This window comes from Savagea faecisuis (assembly GCF_042675605.1).
Lineage (GTDB): Bacteria > Bacillota > Bacilli > Bacillales_A > Planococcaceae > Savagea > Savagea faecisuis.
The window spans coordinates 1-19,743 of record NZ_JBHTJF010000029.1 but is presented as its reverse complement, the minus strand read 5'-3'; the positions used below and the strand labels follow the sequence as shown (position 1 = coordinate 19,743).

The following is a 19,743-nucleotide window of genomic DNA, read 5'->3' as shown; positions in this document are numbered from 1 at the left end:
CATGAATGGATGCCGTTTCTGACAAAGACTTAACATTTTTGTGTCCAAGATATTGACATAGATCCAATTATCCAGAAGAGTCGTATCTAATATTATAGATGCATATTCTATAAGGGTGTTGCCAACCCAACGTATAAAAAACGCACTAAGCAAATTTGACACAATGAGATGCGATATTTCCTACGTTAAGAGGCTTTACATAAATGTACACTTTTACGGATAGTGAGGTAAATTTGATCTATTACCTAATTTTAGCGTTTATAGTCGTCTATTTAGCAGTATACTAATATTCATTTATAAAGATGTTCGGTATAATTGAAGTTGATTAATAGCGATGCAACAAATATCAATGTTTGAGGTTGGGACATAAGTTAAAATATAATAGGAAAATAAAAGATCCTGAAATAGAAAACGCATGAATTCAAGGTTTTAACCTTTAATTTCATGCGTTAAGAGGATTATAGAGATTTTATCCCAACCTCTTAATTATTGTTGCTTACGAATTGATATTAGTTATGGCTTATAAGATATCTCAATTACATACGAGTTACTCATCTATTATTTCTAAAGGCGGCAAACTGTTAACCAAATCAACAGTTTGAACTGATAAATTGATAATACTGAGTAACAAATTAAAAATGTATTTTTCATCCTCTGAATATAAGTTAGGATCATCAGTTATACCTGACTTTTTATCCGTTTTAACTTGATACTGATCCATAATCCACTCTATGGCAGAACGTCCATTTACTACATATTCGTAAGCTTTTTCTGGAATGTTACTTATTCTGATATCACTATTAAAAATTATGGTTTCTTTTTCATTTCTTTTTGGAAAACGCATTTTTTTAACTTTGTATGAAGGTGTTTGTTTATTTATTTCTACATCAACGTCAGAATAGGGTTCTATGATTTCGTAATTCAAATGTAATTCAATTAGCTTCTTACCAATTTCAACAAATTCTTGTTTGTTTTTTAAAATTGGAATTCTAGGAAAGTTTTTTTGCAAATCAGATTTATATTTTTCTTTATATTCTGGTGAATGCAAGACAGCATAAACGTATGAAAATATTTGGTCATCTGTTAAATTTAGTATTTCTTTGATTTGTTCATGAATATTAGATGTTTGATCTTTGAACAGTCCATCATTATCATGAATATACCTTAAAAAACCTTGTCCTTTTTCCATTAAATCTAAGTTAGGAACTTCATCAATTACGAGAGCTGAAAAATCCCTGCTAGCACCTTTACCTGTAATATAAATTAACTTATTCTCTAATCCCATGATGTCCTTATATTGTCCTGGTCGCTCTATGATATCTTCATCATAAAACAACCATTTTTTTGTAAAAGGACGGTACATACTCAACCTCACTTTATTTAAATCAACGTCCAATATCTCGTTTTGAACAAATTTATTATTTAGTTTAACAGTCCACTTAATATAGGTGTCATCCATTCTTCTTAAGGCTAATTTATCACTTTTATCTGTTATATTCCGATGCTTTTTTACTTCACTATTATAATTTTCGACCATCTTATTAGTATTCTTAATCGTTTCTTTTTTACTAAATCCATATACCCAAATATCTCTATTTGTACTAACACCCACGGCCCTTGCATTAAAATAATCGTTGTCCATCCCCGGGTATTTTTGATAATTTTTATCACGTTGATTAATCCAATCATTGTTTTCATCTGGTATAATGTTGGTCCATTCAATATTTTCAATCGATTTTGTTTTAGATATAATATTTAGCTTTTCTTTTCTATTTAAATAATCTCCAATATCATGATAGTGAATTTGATGATTCTTAGAACCGTCTTTTACAAGAATTGTGATTGCTATTGGTGTTCGAGTTCCTTCACCAAAAATATTTCCTGACTCTTTCCTTCTTTGTTCACCAGATGTCCTAGCATCCCCTCTTAAATTAAATATATAAATATGGTTAAATTCTTCATACCAGGACTTCCTTAAGCCGTCAGTTGCTTGACTATCTATGAATGAGCCATTTGTTACAAATCCAATAATACCTTTATCTCTAATACGATCCGTTGACCATCGATAGGCTTGAATATAAGTGTCATATAAGGATTTTTTTAAATTTGCTTTACTTTCTTTAGCATAAGTATTATCTATAGCTGCTTTTAACTTGGGATAAACAACATTTTGATTGTTGTCATTCGCATTAGTTTGGCCAATCGAATACGGTGGATTACCAATTATAGCGAAAATCGGTTCTTTTTGTTGTTTCTTCAGTCGCTCATTGTTTTCATTAAACAGCATATCCTCAAAAGAATTTTCTTTTTCTGCGCTTTCAAATGTATCTGTAAGCACTATACCTTCAAATGGAACATATTCTCCACCATATAAGCTATGGAAAGTTTCCTCAATATTGATTGCTGCAATATAATAACTTAACAACACGATTTCATTCGCATGAATTTCTTGTGTATATTTTCTTAGTAAATCTTCTTTAGGTATTAAACCACTCTGCAGTAATCTTGTCACAAATGTTCCTGTTCCAGTAAATGGATCGAGTACATGGACACCTTTACTAGCTAAAGATTTTCCAAAATATTTTTTAAGTACATCATCGACAGAGTGAATAATAAAATCTACTACTTCTGTTGGTGTAAAGACAATTCCTAATCGTTCAGTTGTTTCCTTAAAACCGACTTTAAAGAACTTGTCGTAAAGTTGAATTATGATGTCTTGTTTTGCCTTCAAGTTATCAATGCCTTCAGCACGTACTCGTACACTATCATAGAAATCTTCTAACTGTTCCTGTTCCTTTAATAATCCTTGCTTATTCAGCAACTCTAATATAGATTCCATTGCTTGAGATACAGGGTTATTATTTACAAAGCTGTAGGTCTCAAATAATGCCTCAAATACTGGCTTCGTTATTAAATGTTGTGATAACATTTCAATGGCTTGTTGTTCAGAGATTGAATCATTAATGTTATGACGGATACTTTTCATGAACTTTTGAAACTCTTTGTAAACAGTGCTTGTCTTATCTTCTAGCATGACATTAATTCGTGTAATATGCTGTTGGGCAATTTTAGCAACGTCTTCTGACCATTGCTCCCAGTAACGAACATTACCGACTTTTTGAACAATTTTTCCATAAATAGCTTTTTCTAAATCAGATAAGTTTTCTTCATCTAATTCGAACGCTAATTGTTCAGCGATTTCCCCTCTTTCTGGATATTCTAGTTCTCCATCCTCAGGGGCATCTCCTACACCGATAATCGAGATTTGATTAGGCTTCTTCTTATTTAATTCTAATTTATTAATTGTTGCATCAAACCGTTCATCAATAGATCGTAATGCGTTCAAGATTTCCCAAACCACAGCATATTTCTCATTGTTATCTAAAATCGAATGGGCTTCTGCACCTGCTGGGACCCCAATAGGAAGTATAATATAGCCATAATCTTTCCCTTCCGCTTTTCTCATGACTCGCCCGACTGCCTGAGCAATGTCAATTTTTGATTTACGGGGCTTTAAAAACATAACAGCATCTAAATCTGGTACATCTATACCTTCTGTTAAGAAGCGGGCATTAGACAATACTCGACAAGTATTATCAGGCACTTCGCTCTTGAGCCAATCAATTTTTTCATTTTTTTCAATAGCATTCATTGTTCCATCAGCGTGTTGAATTTCAATCTTAAATTGCGAATCAGACATATGCTGATCCTTATATAAATATTCATCTACCACTGTTGAAAACATTTCTGTAATCATTTTGGATTCCTTAATTGTACCTGTAAAGGCGATTGCCCTTTTCATCGGCAATCCTAATGTTTTATTAGTATCTCCATCTCTCTTCACTAAGCCATTCCAACACCCTATAATTTTCGTTACATCATCAAATTGGAGTCCTGATTCAGTTTTAGAGAACATATCTTGAAACCTTCTAGCGATTACATCTTCGTCTACTGCTAAAACCATTACTTTGTAATCAGTTAGAATCCCTTGTCGAATAGCCTCACCGAAACCAATGCGATGAAACTCTTCACCATAAATATCTGGATCATCCATATCTGCAATAACAACTGATTTTTCTACTGCTTTTCTTTTTGCATCTTCACCGTAGACACGTGGTGTTGCTGTTTGGTAAAGTCTTTTCTTTGCCTTAATATTGTCATTACTGTGCACTTTAGTAAATGCTGACCCTTCTTGTCCTAGCTCTGTTGCACCTGTTGTTCTATGTGCCTCATCACAAACAACTAAATCAAATTCATAAAAACCTTGCTGCTGTGCTTCAATAATTACATCAATAGATTGGTAAGTAGAAAAAACAGTGATGAGTTTGGACTGATTTTGCTGTTCTTCTATAACTTTTTGATATTCTAAAAGCTTGGCTGTATTTGTAGTGGCTGGGAATCCAATATCAGTAGTAGCAATATCTTCGATTTCTGTTCCTATTCTTTCTTTAGTTACCTTTCTATCAGAACAAACAGCGATAGAATCCATTGTATAATTTATATCAGCGTTCCATCCTCTCAATGTTTGTGAGAGTAGCTGAATGCTAGGAACCAGATAGAGAACTTTAAATGTACCGTCTTTCTTTTCAGCCATTTTTTCCGCTATGGCCATCGACGTAAATGTTTTTCCAGTTCCTGGGGCCATAATTAATTTTCCACGATCTTCTTTTTCAAAGCCTTTAATCACATTGTTAATAGCAGGTATTTGATGTGAACGTGGTGTTTTCTTTTCTTGTAATACTACTTTTTTAGGATTAGAAAATGTGAATTCCGACCAATCAATCTGACTTTCTTTTAATTGGGATAAGGGGATCCGCATAATATTTTTATCTCGATCTCTCAATGCAGCATCAGCATTTTTAGACCATTTATCAGTAGTAGTGATAATTAATCCCTCGGTATAATATTTCTTCCCCACTTCATTAAGGAAAGAGTCTATATGAGATTTTTGAATTCTTGTATCTTTATCATAATATTTAGCTTGAATAGCAACTAAATCCCCTGTTTTTGTTTTTCTTGCAACTAAATCTACACCTGTGTCGACTTTAGGAATATTGTATTCCTCAGGAACCTCATTCAACATCCATACTTGATCAAATAAATTACGATAAATTGTTTCGTTCTGTAGGTAGACCTTTACTAAATGTTCGAATAGAGTACCTCGATCTCTTTGCTCTCTATTTTCTGCATCTATCTCTCGAACCAATGAGATAAAGCTTTTCGCACTTTCTGTATGCATTTATCAGTCACTCCATTTTCACTAATATCTCTTTAATTGAAATAAATATTGTTTGTTTTTAGATACTCTTTGACTTGTCTTTGTTCCAAACATTAACTCTCTCTTCTTTTGAGGAGTTCGATAGCTTCTTCAACCGCATCAATCATGGTAGTTTCGTTTTCAAATGCATACCTTCTAAGATACTGGAAAGAGCTTTCACGAATCCTTACAGCACGAGATTTTTCTGCTTTTTGCTCTTCAGTCTCCGTTTTAATGTTATCTAGTAGCGGATTACGCTTGTTTGGAATTGTTGTATTTTTTGATTTTTGCATATTTTCATGTATTTGATTGTTTCTCATTAAAACCGCCCCTATCTCTATTTATTTAGTCGCTGCAACAATTCTTCTGTCACATCACGATACATTTTAAATACATTCTTATCATGTACGTCCATCTGCTTGAACGAGATCCCCTCTTCGTCATAACGCTTAATTCGTTCTCTCTCTAAAATATGCTTTTCGAACAGTAATTCACTGAACTCTTCGTTCGCGGCTTTGATAATTTCGTCATCTAATGGACTCGACTTCTTTTGGAGGTAAGGTAGTACTCCCGCTACTTTGAGAATATTGTAATCATAATGTTTTCTCACTTCATTTAACTCTTCGATGAAGTTTAAGTACTTTCTTGTTGCGTTCAAAGACTTTCGCTGAGTTTTCATTACCACAACGACAGCATCCGATGCTAATAGAGCATTACTATTATAAACATTTAAGGTAGGAGGCACATCAATCACGATAACGTCATAGTCGGCTCTAACTTCAGTAAGAAAAGCATCGAGAACAAAATGCTCCGTACCTTCTCGATCTCCTACAATTTCATGTACAAGCCGTTCATATCCGACTAGATCCGCTCCAGAAGGCAATAGGCTCAAGTTGTCAGCGATAGAAATAATAGCTCTCTTCAAGCTTCTATCCTCTTTCAAAGATTCAAATAAGCTTATATAATCCTCTTTTAACTCATAATCATGTACATTTGCTAAAAATTCTGTACTATCTGCTTGTGGATCAAAGTCAACATGAAGTGTTTTGTACCCCTTTTCAGCAAGTAGAATCGACGTCATACAAGCACTCGTTGTCTTTCCTACTCCCCCTTTAAAATTACCAAAAGTAATAACGGTAGCCATCTTCTCTTTTCCTCCAGTCTCGTCTTTCTTGCGGTTAGTTTAACACAAAACTTGTTAAAAAAGAAATTTGTATTCAATAAAACAAGTTTATTTGTAATTTGTTTTATTGTTTATAGTTAATTTGTTTTAAAGTGTTTATCACTACAAATAACTTGTTGTATTGTAATTTGTTTTATTGTTTCGGGTGAGGTGATTCATTTAATTTGCTTTAAAAGTGGATAAGCATCCCCAAAAACGACCGTTTATGACCATTCATTTTTCTCTCTTATTATCTCTTCAAAAGGGAGTATTTTTTATGCCAAAAACGTCTACCATTTCAAGTATCCATAAACATCCCTTTATGGTAGTATATTTCGATGGAGGATGATGGCTAATGAGAATAGGATATGCACGGGTTAGTACTCAAGATCAGTCTCTTGACTTACAAGTGGATGCCCTTAAAAAAGCAGGTTGTAATCGTATTTTTAAAGAGAAAATTTCAGGAAAAAGGAATAGTCGCCCAGAACTTCAAAAAATGTTGGATACTTTAAGAGAAAAAGATACAGTTGTGGTATATAAACTAGATCGTATATCAAGAAGTACGAGACACTTAATCGAATTAGTGGAATCGTTCGAGGATATGGGGATAGAGTTCGTCTCGTTGGAGGACCAGATTGATACTAGATCACCTATGGGACGCTTTTTCTTCCGTATGATGGCATCAATTGCGGAATTAGAACGAGATATTCTTAGTGAGAGAACAAAAGCTGGACTCAATGCGGCAAGAGCAAGGGGAAGAGTCGGAGGACGTCCTAAAGTGGATCCTAATAAGATTCAAATTGCACTTAGAATGTATGATTCGAAAGAATACACGCTATCAGAAATAAAAAATGCTACTGGTATAGGATCGACCACACTCTATCGATACATCAACCAAAGAAAAAGTATAGAAGCAAAAGAGCAGTTAAATGACATATAAAGGTGCTATTCTATTATTTAAGTGAAAAGTAGGACTAGACTGAATAACATGAAATAAAAAGATAACTTTAACGTTTTTTGGTTAATGTTATCTTTTTATTTCATTAGTCGGATAATAACTACTCATGCAGCCAATCATACAAAGGAGTTTCTCCGCTAATCCAATCATACTTCTCTTTCTCTCTCTTAGGAGCAAGTTTGACTTTCTCAGCAATCATTAATAGTTCACTCATCGGAACCACATAGCGACTTAAAATCTGAGGCACATCGTCATATTCTATATCATCTTCGGTGACTCTATCGTGTATTTCTTCTGCCTTTTGACGAGACTTTCTAACACTTATAATATCTTCCATACTTAATTCAGTCATGGCTTCCATAACGATTTGGCTAGATAATTCAATGATATGATTTAATCTACGCTCTGATTCTTTAATCTGCTTAGCTGTTGGTCTTTTGACCATTTCTCCAACGCTCCATGTAATACGGAAAGCAGATATAGCACGGCCGCTTCTAATATCTTCATAAGACACAGTGTACTCAGTATGCTGATTAACCTCTTCTATGGCGACATCCAGAACTTTTTGTTTAAAATTAGCCGTCCTTTCGATATATGTTTTAACATCTGACACTCCAAATAGATTAAGAGCTTCTTCTTTTGTGATTTCAGTGTACCATCGTCCATAGTTAGCTTTTAGATATTCATAAAGTGTCCAACTAAATGATGAAATAAACTTAGATGTGATACGCAAGTCATTGGTAATGTACTTTTCTTTAAGATCAATGATGTGTGGCACCATATCATCGCTCCACTTAAAGTTTACTTCACCATGATCGTAAGATATTTTTTGAAAGAAATTCAGGAATCCAAATACTTTTGGATTAGCAAGGGTTAAAGAAAATTTAAGATCCATCAATGCAGCGGTGTCTCGGCGCATCTCACTAGTCTTTATTTCTTTCCCCAATTGTTTTTCAATCTCGCTCTTACGAAAAGACGACGTACCGTCCTGTTGAGTTTTATGAATTGCATAGGCTATAATCCGTGTCTGTTGTAAGGTCAATCCTTTACTAATTTGAGCCATCGATATCTTGTTACTTTTCTTATAAAGTGTATCTGCTGAAACATTAACTGTTTTTAAATTCTTTGGGTAATACATATACCTTTCTCCTTTCCCAGCGTAAAGTGAAACTTTTCCTCTCCTCCTACTTAGTTTAACTGTATATTTAAGCACTTTCAAGATACAGTTAATGATTGCTGTCGGGGGGGAAAAAATACATATAAGGGGGGGAAAGTTACACGCAAGGGGGGAAAAGTTACACTTAAAGGGGGAAAAGTTACACTTACACCCCTCAAACCCTATCTGTTAAGCCATTCTTGGAGAAAACAATCTATTAATCTATTAATCTATTAAAAATATATATAAGCACTCAAAATAAATAGAAAAAATATTTGTTGATCTCTAATCATAAATACAAGGAAAGGAAAAGTTCCTTATAAAACTAATCTTGTGATTGTAACGGACATTGAATTGAACAGCTTTAATTCTATTAATGACTTATTCCAATTAATTTGAGAAAATAGATATCAAGTAGTAATACTTCACTGTTTTGCAGCCTTATACAATAACCATAAAGACAAACAAACCGTAGGGGCCTAAAAGACACTCCCCATATACAAGAACGTGTTTTAGTGAACTTTGGAATAGGGAGGAAATAAAAAACGGACCACTGATTAATCAGCGATCCGTCTATGTATAAAAATTAAATAATAAACTTTCATCATGTAAAAACACCATGAATACTAGTTTATCTAGATAATAATTACATGTAGTAAAACCATGGACATATTATCCTTATGAGGTTTATAGAACAACCTCTAGTAAGAATATTTTAGCACAGATACTCTAATTAATCAAACAAGTCAATAGGAGAGAAAAGAATGACAACAACAGATTTGAATAAGTTATTATTATTTTTTGATGAAAGCGGAAAAAATAAAGAAAGCTTGAATTTGATAGGTGGTTTGATGATTCCTCATCAAATTTTTATATCTGAAGCTCTTACACAGTACAACAAATTGTTATTAGAAGGCTCTTACAAAATGCACTGGACATCATATGCAGGCAGCACTGTAGAAAAAGAAAGAATATTAAACGTGATTCATCAATTGATGATGTTTAAAAACTTAATCGGCCTAAACATCATTATTTATGACAAAATTTCTGAACATGGCCAAGACAATGCCAAAATCACAAATATGATTTATTCTAAATTTCCAGAAAGAATTTTTTATGGATTGTTAAGATTCTATCAAGGATATACCACAATTGGCGCAGACATTTACATAGAGGATGATAGTATGTATCGAAACATGAATTTAACAAATAAAATAAAAGATCGATTAAACATACAAGCAACGTACAGAGGAGAAGGTTTCGAAGTCAAACAAGCTAAATATAAAGGGAAAAATCAAATTATAGGTTTGGAGCTTGTCGATGCCCTTATGGGAATTGTGAAGTCTATCATTGAAAATGATGACCGTTCTGCTAAAAAAAGGGCCAAAAATGAATTGATTGTTGAATTGTTAAAAGACAAAAACACTTACAATTTTTTTGAAAATCTTAAAATATTCAAATGGAACAACACGAGAGAATTAGATATCATTGAATTTAATAAAGTTCTTTCAATATTCTTAAACCATAGAAGCCGTTGGATTGATCATCTTGTAAAATAAACTCATTCAACTTTCAAATTTCCTCCCTATTATGGGAGGGGTTTTAAAATCTCAGGTGTTCTATAGATGCTCTATTCAACATAGGTGCTCTTTCTTAATATCTCCTATAAATCAAATGTTTCTTGAAATCTAAAAAGTCTGGGGAGGCCCCTACACAGTAACTATTAAAACAAGCAGAGCGTAGGGGCCTAAAAGACACTCCCCATATACAAGAGCGTGTTTCAGTGAACTTTCTATAGCAGGTTTATTTGCATAGAATATCTAACTTATAATAAGAGTCATAGCAAGCTGTTTTAAACTAGAATATTATACCTTCAAGAAAAGAGAAGCATTATGGTGCACTTAAAACTTCTTTTTGGTAAGGAGAAATACTATGGACATTAAAATTTACAATTATCGAAAGGATGTAGTTAAACATGAAAATCAGTAGACAAGATGAAGCTAAACTTCCTGCATTTGATAGTCATGAAAATGCTCGCGAATATTTTAAAGATAAATATGGTGATAATTTCGTTATGGCAGATTCTAAAATAATAGGTAATGACAAAATTTATTTTTATCATTTAATTTTGGATAGTCAACGATATTTTGATGGTTTCAACAAACTCAGAGAAGATAGCATTATAGTGGATTCATTGGATTTCATGAATAGTTATCAGACTGTTGAACTTTTTGAAGACGGTCGAATTCATGTAATTCATTAAAAATTAAAACAATCATTCTAAAAGCTAAGCATTTGCTCCCCTTGATTACTGATATATTCTTTTCTTTACCTCCTGCTTTGAAAGGATTGCTTCAAGCCTCTAGACAATGTGCGCTAAAGCATACAGATCCTAAGGGGCGAAAAAATATTCTCGTACTGTCGTACTGTCATACTGAATTTATATTTTTTCATCTATTAGTATTTAATCCGTAGAAAGAATGATTATACTTTCCGCAAAGAATAAGTTTTGAATCTCTTCTTTGTTGATTTTGATTCTTTAAAAAGTGCAGTATCCATTCAAGGTAAACTATTGTTTTATCTTGAATGGATACTGCACTTTTTATATCTTTTTTATTGAACAATGAAAAGAATGCATAAATTTTCTCTTTACTTTCTATAATAAGCACAATTATAGGTTTTGGACTCATATGCGAAACTATTATTTCACAGGATAAGGGTTCAAATAGTGAGGAGGAATTGATAATGCTTGCTTTAAACGTTAGAGCAACAGAAGTATATGAAAAATCGTTGAATGCATTTAAGAAGCAGCAAGAAAAATTTGATTACAGATTTTCCGAACGAGAAAGCCCATTACGGTGCGATAGCACCCCCTTTAGGGATGGGATGATAGTGAGGTCAAATACGAAGTGCCAATTTTAACCGTAAGGTTTAGTGGTGCTTCAAGTATTTGAAAATTCCTTTCGTATTTTTGTTGCAGTTAATGGTATAAACTGATACGATAAAGTTATGGAAAAGTATAGAAGAACAACCACAACCGTTTCGTTAATTAACTATCATTTTGTTTTTTGTCCTCGATACAGAAGAAAGATATTTCTTAATGATAAAGTAGAAAAGAGATTCAAAGAAATGGTGTACGAAATATGCGAGTCTATGAAGATAAAAGTGATTGCTTTAGAGTGCGACAAAGACCATACTCATATGTTTCTCAATGCACCACCTACATTAAGTCCTTCAAATATCATGGCAAAAATTAAAGGAGTGACATCTAAACAGTTGCGAGAAGAATTTCCGCACCTACGACACTTGCAGAGTTTATGGACACGTTCTTATTTTATTTCTACTGCTGGAAATGTATCAAGTCAAACGATAAAGCGATATGTTGAACAACAAAAAACAAGGGGGTGAAAATATATTGCAATTTAAAGACTTAAAAGGAAAAAATAAGAGTCAATTAGAAGATATGCTTTTGGAAAAGCAAGATAATTTATTATTTGGATATAAAATGATTCAACAAGGGACACCAAAATCAGCATTAGCAGAGGAAATATGGAAAACTGAACAAGAAATTTCAATCATTGAGTGCAAATTAAAAAGGAAGTGAAAATATGTCGCAAACAATCACTGTAAAAATTAAATTGCTACCTACTAAGGAACAGGCTGTAATTTTGACTGAAATGAGTAGAACATATATTTCAACAATAAATAATCTTGTATCTGAAATGGTGAAAGAAAAGAAAAGTACTAAGAAAACAAGTAAGAACATTGATGTATCTTTGCCAAGTGCGGTAAAAAACCAAGCGATTAAAGATGCCAAAAGTGTTTTCAAGAAGGCAAAGAAAACAAGATTTGAAACCGTTCCAGTCTTAAATAAACCTATGTGTATTTGGAACAATCAAAACTATTCTTTTGATTTTACTCACATTTCTTTGCCGATTATGATTGACGGTAAAGCGAAGAAAACACCTATTCGTGCCTTATTGATTGATAGAAATAACCGAATTTTCGATTTGCTTAAACACAAATTAGGTGCATTGCGTATCACAAAAAAGGCGAATAAATGGATTGCACAAATTTCCGTAACTATTCCTACTACTCAAAAAACAGGATTGAAGGTCATGGGAGTAGATTTAGGACTAAAAGTACCTGCTGTTGCTGTGACCGATGATGAGAAAGTGCGTTTTTTTGGTAATGGTAGACAAAATAAATTCAAGAAAAGGAAATTCCGTTCGGTTCGTAAAAAATTAGCAGAAAAGAAAAAGTTAAATGCTATCCGTAAAATAAACAACAAGGAACAACGTTGGATGGAAGATAAAGACCACAAAGTAAGTCGTGCGATTGTTAATTTTGCTAGGGAGAATAAAATTTCTGTCATTCGTTTAGAACGATTAGCAAATATTAGACAGACGACAAGAACAAGTCGTAAAAACGAAAAGAATTTGCACACATGGTCATTCTATCGCCTATCTCAATTCATTGAATACAAGGCTAAATTAGAAGGTATTAAAGTTGAATATGTTAATCCTGCATACACAAGTCAAATATGCCCTAAGTGTTCCGAAAGAAACAAAGCACAAGACAGAAAATACAAGTGTAAATGCGGATTCGTAGGACATAGAGATATTATTGGTGCAATGAATATTCGTTATGCACCTGTGGTTGATGGTAAAAGTCAATCAGCATAGGGAACTATATGTTCTGCCCTATGAGGGGTAATGAGATACCCTAATCTTGAGGACTGTTTAAAACAGAAATGGACTGCGAACGCTTAGTCACTCAAGAATCCCACCCGTTAAACCGTAAGGTTTAGGGCTTGCGTCTTTAGACGTGGGAGTCTCAATCAGCCGAGAAATACTATATAGCAACGCTCACGAAAGATACACCAGTCGGTGCAGGATTAACACTAGAACAATATATTGATTTGTTATTCTTTCGAGGAAATGAATACTCAGTAGATTGTGGTTATGTATCATATGGTTCAAAAAGCAAAAACAATGAGCATCAAATACCGAATGTTTCCGGTCAGAATAATAACAAAAAACAAGAAAAGAATTGGGTTTCAAAATCCTTCCATCTCAACAGCAATCTAATTGGCCTGTATAACTGTATTGAAATAAATAATAAAAGTTTAGATCAATACATGAGTTTTAATACTTATTATAGAGCGGGGACAAGAAAGCAAGGAGATTTAAGGCAAATCAATGCATTTTACGTTGATTTAGATATCTATACGAAGAAAAAAAGTTTGAAAGCGACACAAAGGTATTTGGATAATTTGATTCGAAAGAAATTACTTCCTCCATATACATTCTTTGTTTCAAGTGGACGAGGATGTTATGCGATTTGGTGTGTGAATCACTTACAAGGAAAAAGTCGCAAAGTTCTAAAAAAGACTAAACAAATCCAAAATCATATATGTAATTTACTCAAAAATTATGGTTCGGATGCAGTTGCTAAAGCGTTAGATCAGCCATTTAGAATTCCAGGAACATACAATACAAAAGCAGGTAAAAGAGCGGAAATACTTTGTTATAACGAAGAGGCATATTATGAGTTGGAAGATTTTTTCGAATTTGTGCCTTTTGAAAAAGATAAAGTGGATACAAAGCCGAAAAGAAAATCACATCTTGATCCGACGACTCGCCCTAAAGGCGGCAAGATTAAAAGGCTGTATAATCCATATACTTTGTTCGTAGCAAGGTTACAAGATATAGAAAAGTTAATCGAATTAAGGAATTTTGATGTGAGAGGTTCTCGAAACAACTTTTTATTTGTGTATCATTATTATCAAATGAAAACGAAAAGGTGTCAGATAGGGGCAGCGAGGAAAGAGACAATTGAATTGAATAGTCGATTTCTGGAGCCCTTAGAAGAAGAGGAGGTTCTTAATTTAATTCAATCCTCAGAAAATAGAGCGATTATGAGCGAAGAGGTAAATCAAGAACATGGTTATCGTTATAAGACATCTACGTTATTACGTTTATATGATATTACTGAAGAGGAAGAGAAACACTTAAAAACATTAATTTCCAACAAGACGAAAAGTAATCGAAGAAATGAGAAGGAGAGAAAAGCTCGTCGAAACAAAGAAGGCCTCACTAAGCGTGAAGCCCAAAAAATAGAAAACTTTAATACAGTAGTAGACTTGTTCCAGCAAGGCTACAAACAGATCGACATAGCAAGAAAAACGAATCTTTCTAAATCTTATATAAGCCAAATTATAAAAGAATATAGAATGAATCTCAAGTGTTCAAATAATCACTTACACGTTTAAAATGCAGTAAACCTTAAGCGATAAAGCGGCTTGAATAAATCAGATTGTAGACTACTCGATATTTTAAAAGTAAAAACACCTCTTTACATGAGGTGTTTTTCTGCTCTTTATGAGCACGTCCAGATTGTGATAAAAAAGGAATAAAAGAAATAGTAGTTTCCGCTACTATATGAAAAGGAACTTTAATAGAAAGGGTAAGAGTTGTTTGGTACGCTCCACTCTTCTGACTAAGAGGGAATTCGCTTTAACTCGCCCTTACTATTTATAGTATAAGGATAACTCCTCGATTATATGCAACTATTTAAAAACTTTTATACGTAAGAAATAAAGGCAAGTTGTAGAATTGTATCTGTTAATCTAAAACTGAGCCACCTTTACCCCTTTTGAACGTGATAGGATCGCTGCGTTACATCTTGCAGGATATTCCAATCGTGACATCGCAAGACGCTTAGGATATGCATCTCAAACGATTAATAACGAACTAAAGCGTGGTACAACAAAACAGGTCGCAAACCCTTCAAATCCTACTTTACCGAAACGGGATAGGTTATATATGAAAAAACAGAAAAAATTGCGGGGCTAAAAGTAAGCTGCTCATGGCAAGTGAATTTATTGAGTTTGCCTGTGAAAAAATCATCAAGAAAGGTTGGTCACCTAATGCGGTCGTTGGATTTGTTAAACGACAAACGAACTGGAAAAACAAGCCGACTATATCGACTAGTCGTTACTAAGCGTTCGAAACATTGACTTGGCAATGAAAACCGAATGGAATACGAAGACGAAAAGTACCGTCCAAAAGAACCGTCAAATTTTAGGCACTAGCATTTCGAAACGATCAGCAGCCAATAATTCTCTTTGAACAAGAATTGGCTAGACTAGCCTAATCTCATCTCATCAAACCAAAGTCAAGATCAAAACCCCTTGGTCAAGAGAGAGGGAAAATTGTCAGCTCCAATACATACACTGAATTTTATCTAAGTGGCTAACTTAATATTATAATTTGGGTAAAAAAACAAATCGATTATATCTATAAGAAAGCATCAAAACATTATAGAAAGCGAATGAAAAGATCATTCGAAGTATATAAGGCGAATCTATAATATTATAGATAAACCTATAAGGTATATAAGATAAATCTATAATATTATAGATAAACCTATAAGGTATATAAGATAAATCTATAATATTATAGATAAACCTATAAGGTATATAAGATAAATCTATAATGTTATAGATAAACCTATAAGGTATATAAGACAGATCTATAATATTACGCAAAACCTATAAGGAAGTTGTATTTTCGGTCTTTTATCTATAATGTTTGGATCTATGTCAAGATTCCGGACACAAAAAGATTAAGTTGTTTTCTGCACAACAACCATTCATGCAGTGTTCCACATCCCAAGCAGATTGTCAAAGTGAAAAGAGCCTTTGACGACCTACTTGGGACGTGGAGAAAGAAGCCCATGGATGTTGTGCCTGGAAAATGTGGAGGGGAAGTTGCGGTTACCCCTTGTGTTACGCTGGTTTGCGACACATTTGTTCATACTCATCTGGCGTGATATAACCGATGCTGCCATGAATTCGTTTGCGATTATACCAGCCCTCTATGTACTGAAAGAGGGCGATTCTCGCAGTCTCAAAGCTTTCGTATTGAGTTTGATAGACTTCTTCTTTTTTCAGTGTGGCATGAAAGGATTCAATACATGCGTTGTCATAAGGGCATCCTTTACGACTGAATGACGGAATCATTTCGTACTTTTTTAGTCGTTCTTGAAACGCTTCGCTTGTATATTGCGTACCTAGATCTGTATGTAAAATGAGTCCAGGTCCTGGCTTTTGAGCGTTGACAGCGTTCTCCAATGCTTCAAGCACCAGTTCGGTTGTCATCGTACGAGAAAATTTATAACCAACTACCTTTTTCGTGTGCAGATCCAGTATGGATGCTAGATAACACCAGCCATGACGGAGCGTATGAATATAGGTAATATCGGCTACCCATTTCTCATTAATAGACATCGTTGTAAAGTCTTGTTCGAGTACGTTTTCATGTTCTTCTACTGGTGTTTGTGATGACGTTGGACGATATTTCTTTGTAATGTTTGATCGAATGCCTGCTTCTTTCATAAGACGTTGAACTCTTTTCAGACTACAAGAATAGCCTTCTTTTAAAAGTTTTCTATGAATTTTTGGCGCACCATAGCGACCTTTACTTTCTTGATGAATAGCTCTAATTTGTTCAAGTAGCTCTTCATTGGCGACATGGTAGCTGTTAGGTTTCTTATGAAATGAATCATAGTACGTACTTCTCGGTATCTTTAAAACACGACACATCACTTGGACTGGCTGATGTTCGCTTTCACTTTCAATATAGTCAATCAGTTCCTGCTCATCTATTTTCTCGCGAATATGGTCATAGCCTTTTTTAAAATTTCAAGCTCCTGCTTTAAACGAAGATTTTCCTTTTGGATCGCTTCTACATCCGACACAGTTAATTCCTGTGTTGTTCCTTCAATCGGAGAAAGCTGCTTGATCCATTTGTAAATCGTTACTTCTGACACACCATATTCGCTAGAGAGTTGACTGACCGGCGTACCTGAGCGATAAAGCTCAACTACTGTTTGTTTGAATTCTTGGTTATAACGTTTTCGACTCATAATTCGGACACGACCTTTCGTTAATTCAATTTTAATGACTTAACCAAGTTGTGTCCATGTATCTATACTACATTCAATAACCTGAGTTTAAAGAATGTTAAGCTTATAGTGAAAGAGGAGAAATAAAATGAAAAAAATATTATTTAGTATTTTATGGGGGATCGCTACAATTTTTATTAGTTCTTCCTATGCTTCTGCTTTTGAAGAAGATATAGATTGGGATAATGAAGAAGTTATTAACACTATTGAAATAAATGAAAATTTAGAGGTCTCAATATTGAGAGACGGCAGGGTTAAACCGGTTGATATAAAAATGTCGGAAAATTTAACGGAGTCTGAATTAGATGAAATATTGGTTTTGATGGGTCATGATACAGATACCTTGATGTATGAAACTAAATTGGCTATTGTTACATCAGGAGGAAAAGCACCAGAATCAGATATGTACACGTTAACAGTCAAGGAATATGATAAAAATAATCAACTTGTTTCTAAGGAGATCATTGACCTAAACGAGGTATCCCGAGTTCCTGATTTCAATGGTGGATTTTCAACATTAGCTTCTAATATAAGCCAATGTGCATTTTTAACTGGGTGTTTTGAAGGGAATTTAGCAATAAGTTATTTAGGTAAATCTGGATCTAATCACCTTTACAGGTTTACATATAATTTTGAGTTCCCAAAAGGCTCAAACAGTTATAATGATCGTATTGGTTTAGCTTGGAAAGGGACTGGTACAAAGAAGGTAAATTCAGATGTAGCATATCAAGAAAGTTGGAATTCCATTAATAAATACTGGATGCCACGAAAATATTTTACATTAAATAAGTATAACATTTATGGAAGTGTGTATAACGTGCCTTCAAGCGCAAATAGGTTTAGGGGGAAATATCAAGTTGATGTTTACTACTCAAATAGATATACTGGTGACAAGGAAATTATTGCAGGTAACTATGCAGCTAATTGGCAAAGTATAGTTAATGGTATTTCTATCGGCCCTGCTTCAATAAACGTTTCATATTCAGAGAAACAATATATATTAGAAAGAAATTTTACAGTTGGTAGATAACGAGATTACAGCTAGAGGTGAATAAATGAAAATAGCAGTAATTCTGGCAGCATCTGGATTTATAATGACATTTGGTGGTTTAATATTTATTATTGGTTTAATTTTATCATCCGAATCTAATTCGATGGGTATACTATTCTCTATATTAGTTATAATAAACGGATTTATGGCGTTGGGATTAAGTGAAATATTGAATAAACTTAATGAAAAAACGTAATTTATTTACTTGATGCCTAAAAAAATTTTAGGAACGTCTCTCCAATTAAGGGGAGACGTTTTTTGTTCGCTCAGTATGGGTAGTCCTGAGTGTGACCTAATAGCTGTGCCAAGAACAAGGGTGTCCATGGCGACATGGAATCTGGAAGTTGGCGGCAAATCTCTGGTCTGACGAACAGAAATCATATAAGAGGCGGCATGTAGGGATAAGGTTGCAAAAGAAGCTGAAGTCCTATGGTCATTGGAATAACTACATGTTGTATATATGGCAGATAAATGGAGAGAGAGTTCGCACCTTAACTGGGGAGATCATACCAAACTCTTACAGAGATGTAAGACTGGAATGTGAGAAGTCAGCAGAAGTCGTAGTAGCCCCCCTTTTCTCATCTCCAAAAATTTTTTTCAAGACAAAAAACCAAAAAATAAAAAAGATAAAGGTCATTTTTTTATGTCCTTTATCTTTCAAGTTCATCATTTCTTTCATGACGTTTTTCAACTTTAGCTAATTTCTCAAATTCAGTTTCAGTATTTTTCTCTTTTATTTTATCTACCAAGAGATTAAACACACCCTTAAACGTCCGTAAATCGCTCGTAAGGTCTTTTAATAGATTCTTGGTACTTTGATAGATTAATTTGATTTCGGCCTTTAAATCGCCAATATGCTCTTTTAAGAGCGTATTATCCCAACTCAAACGCATTTGCTCTTTCTGAAGATGTTCATTTTTATGTTTTAACTGCTTATTTTCCTTCAAGGTATTTATAGCAATTTGTTTCAATTCCTTATTTTCTTGAACTAGATCCGTTTGCTGCAATCGTTCATAATCACTTTTTATGCTTGCTGCTGAATGAACTATTTCCCGCATTTTTGCATATTCATCACGTGTTATAACTAAATTTCCCGTTTCTTTCTCCGTTGTTTTCGGTTTGTGAATATCGGTGTTAAAATCCTCAATAATAACGGTTTAAAATTCCCCACCTATCCGAGATAATCTAT

The 19,743-nt window shown here is 33.8% G+C and carries 15 protein-coding genes and 1 pseudogene; 10 read left to right on the top strand and 6 right to left on the bottom strand.

The annotated features are described in order from the left end of the window. Positions 1-547 precede the first annotated feature (547 nt). The 3 genes from ACFQ0V_RS08640 to ACFQ0V_RS08630 all read right to left on the bottom strand — a co-directional run bounded on the left by ACFQ0V_RS08640 (position 548) and on the right by ACFQ0V_RS08630 (position 6,401). Positions 548-5,239 (bottom strand): DEAD/DEAH box helicase, encoded by a 4,692-nt coding sequence (locus ACFQ0V_RS08640; protein WP_381012322.1) that lies wholly within the window; start codon positions 5,237-5,239, stop codon positions 548-550. 92 nt (positions 5,240-5,331) lie between these two features. After that, on the bottom strand, positions 5,332-5,577 hold the full coding sequence (locus ACFQ0V_RS08635; RefSeq protein ID WP_381012319.1) for a hypothetical protein: 246 nt from the start codon (positions 5,575-5,577) through the stop codon (positions 5,332-5,334). A 17-nt stretch (positions 5,578-5,594) separates the two neighbouring features. Continuing rightward, complete coding sequence (locus ACFQ0V_RS08630; protein WP_381012316.1) at positions 5,595-6,401, bottom strand: ParA family protein; 807 nt, start codon at positions 6,399-6,401, stop codon at positions 5,595-5,597. Between the two features lie 373 nt (positions 6,402-6,774). Here ACFQ0V_RS08630 and ACFQ0V_RS08625 point away from each other — a divergent pair, with 373 nt between their 5' ends. Further along, a complete protein-coding gene (locus ACFQ0V_RS08625; protein ID WP_381012313.1) occupies positions 6,775-7,359 on the top strand; it encodes a recombinase family protein in 585 nt (194 codons plus the stop codon). 118 nt (positions 7,360-7,477) lie between these two features. On the opposite strand, the gene ACFQ0V_RS08620 is transcribed toward ACFQ0V_RS08625, so the two are convergent. Next, complete coding sequence (locus ACFQ0V_RS08620) at positions 7,478-8,515, bottom strand: replication initiation protein (RefSeq protein WP_381012310.1); 1,038 nt, start codon at positions 8,513-8,515, stop codon at positions 7,478-7,480. A gap of 782 nt (positions 8,516-9,297) precedes the next feature. On the opposite strand from ACFQ0V_RS08620, the gene ACFQ0V_RS08615 reads away from it, so the two are divergent. The 7 genes and pseudogenes from ACFQ0V_RS08615 to ACFQ0V_RS08585 all read left to right on the top strand — a co-directional run. Further along, positions 9,298-10,092: a hypothetical protein gene (locus tag ACFQ0V_RS08615; protein ID WP_381012307.1), complete on the top strand. Its 795-nt coding sequence runs from the start codon at positions 9,298-9,300 to the stop codon at positions 10,090-10,092. 416 nt (positions 10,093-10,508) lie between these two features. Then, a complete protein-coding gene (locus ACFQ0V_RS08610; RefSeq protein WP_381012305.1) occupies positions 10,509-10,796 on the top strand; it encodes a hypothetical protein in 288 nt (95 codons plus the stop codon). A gap of 746 nt (positions 10,797-11,542) precedes the next feature. Beyond that, positions 11,543-11,941: an IS200/IS605 family transposase gene (gene tnpA, locus ACFQ0V_RS08605; RefSeq protein WP_381012302.1), complete on the top strand. Its 399-nt coding sequence runs from the start codon at positions 11,543-11,545 to the stop codon at positions 11,939-11,941. A gap of 7 nt (positions 11,942-11,948) precedes the next feature. After that, complete coding sequence (locus ACFQ0V_RS08600) at positions 11,949-12,137, top strand: hypothetical protein (RefSeq protein WP_381012299.1); 189 nt, start codon at positions 11,949-11,951, stop codon at positions 12,135-12,137. 4 nt (positions 12,138-12,141) lie between these two features. Next, a complete protein-coding gene (locus ACFQ0V_RS08595; protein WP_381012297.1) occupies positions 12,142-13,218 on the top strand; it encodes an RNA-guided endonuclease InsQ/TnpB family protein in 1,077 nt (358 codons plus the stop codon). A gap of 236 nt (positions 13,219-13,454) precedes the next feature. Beyond that, positions 13,455-14,807, top strand: coding sequence for a hypothetical protein (locus ACFQ0V_RS08590; RefSeq protein ID WP_381012294.1), 1,353 nt, complete (start codon positions 13,455-13,457; stop codon positions 14,805-14,807). A 388-nt stretch (positions 14,808-15,195) separates the two neighbouring features. Beyond that, positions 15,196-15,390: pseudogene (locus tag ACFQ0V_RS08585) on the top strand (helix-turn-helix domain-containing protein); the annotation flags it as partial. 935 nt (positions 15,391-16,325) lie between these two features. Here ACFQ0V_RS08585 and ACFQ0V_RS08580 read toward each other — a convergent pair. Further along, positions 16,326-17,464, bottom strand: a protein-coding gene (locus ACFQ0V_RS08580) for an IS3 family transposase (protein WP_381012291.1) whose coding sequence is annotated in 2 segments (ribosomal slippage) — positions 16,326-17,236 and positions 17,236-17,464 — 1,140 coding nt in all. Because the reading frame shifts where the segments join, the coding sequence is not laid out codon by codon here. 127 nt (positions 17,465-17,591) lie between these two features. Between ACFQ0V_RS08580 and ACFQ0V_RS08575 the strand changes: the two genes are divergently transcribed. Next, a complete protein-coding gene (locus ACFQ0V_RS08575) occupies positions 17,592-18,533 on the top strand; it encodes a hypothetical protein (protein ID WP_381012288.1) in 942 nt (313 codons plus the stop codon). 25 nt (positions 18,534-18,558) lie between these two features. Continuing rightward, a complete protein-coding gene (locus ACFQ0V_RS08570; RefSeq protein WP_381012285.1) occupies positions 18,559-18,750 on the top strand; it encodes a hypothetical protein in 192 nt (63 codons plus the stop codon). A gap of 454 nt (positions 18,751-19,204) precedes the next feature. Here ACFQ0V_RS08570 and ACFQ0V_RS08565 read toward each other — a convergent pair whose 3' ends face one another. Continuing rightward, positions 19,205-19,612 (bottom strand): hypothetical protein, encoded by a 408-nt coding sequence (locus ACFQ0V_RS08565; protein ID WP_381012283.1) that lies wholly within the window; start codon positions 19,610-19,612, stop codon positions 19,205-19,207. Between the last annotated feature and the right edge of the window lie 131 nt (positions 19,613-19,743).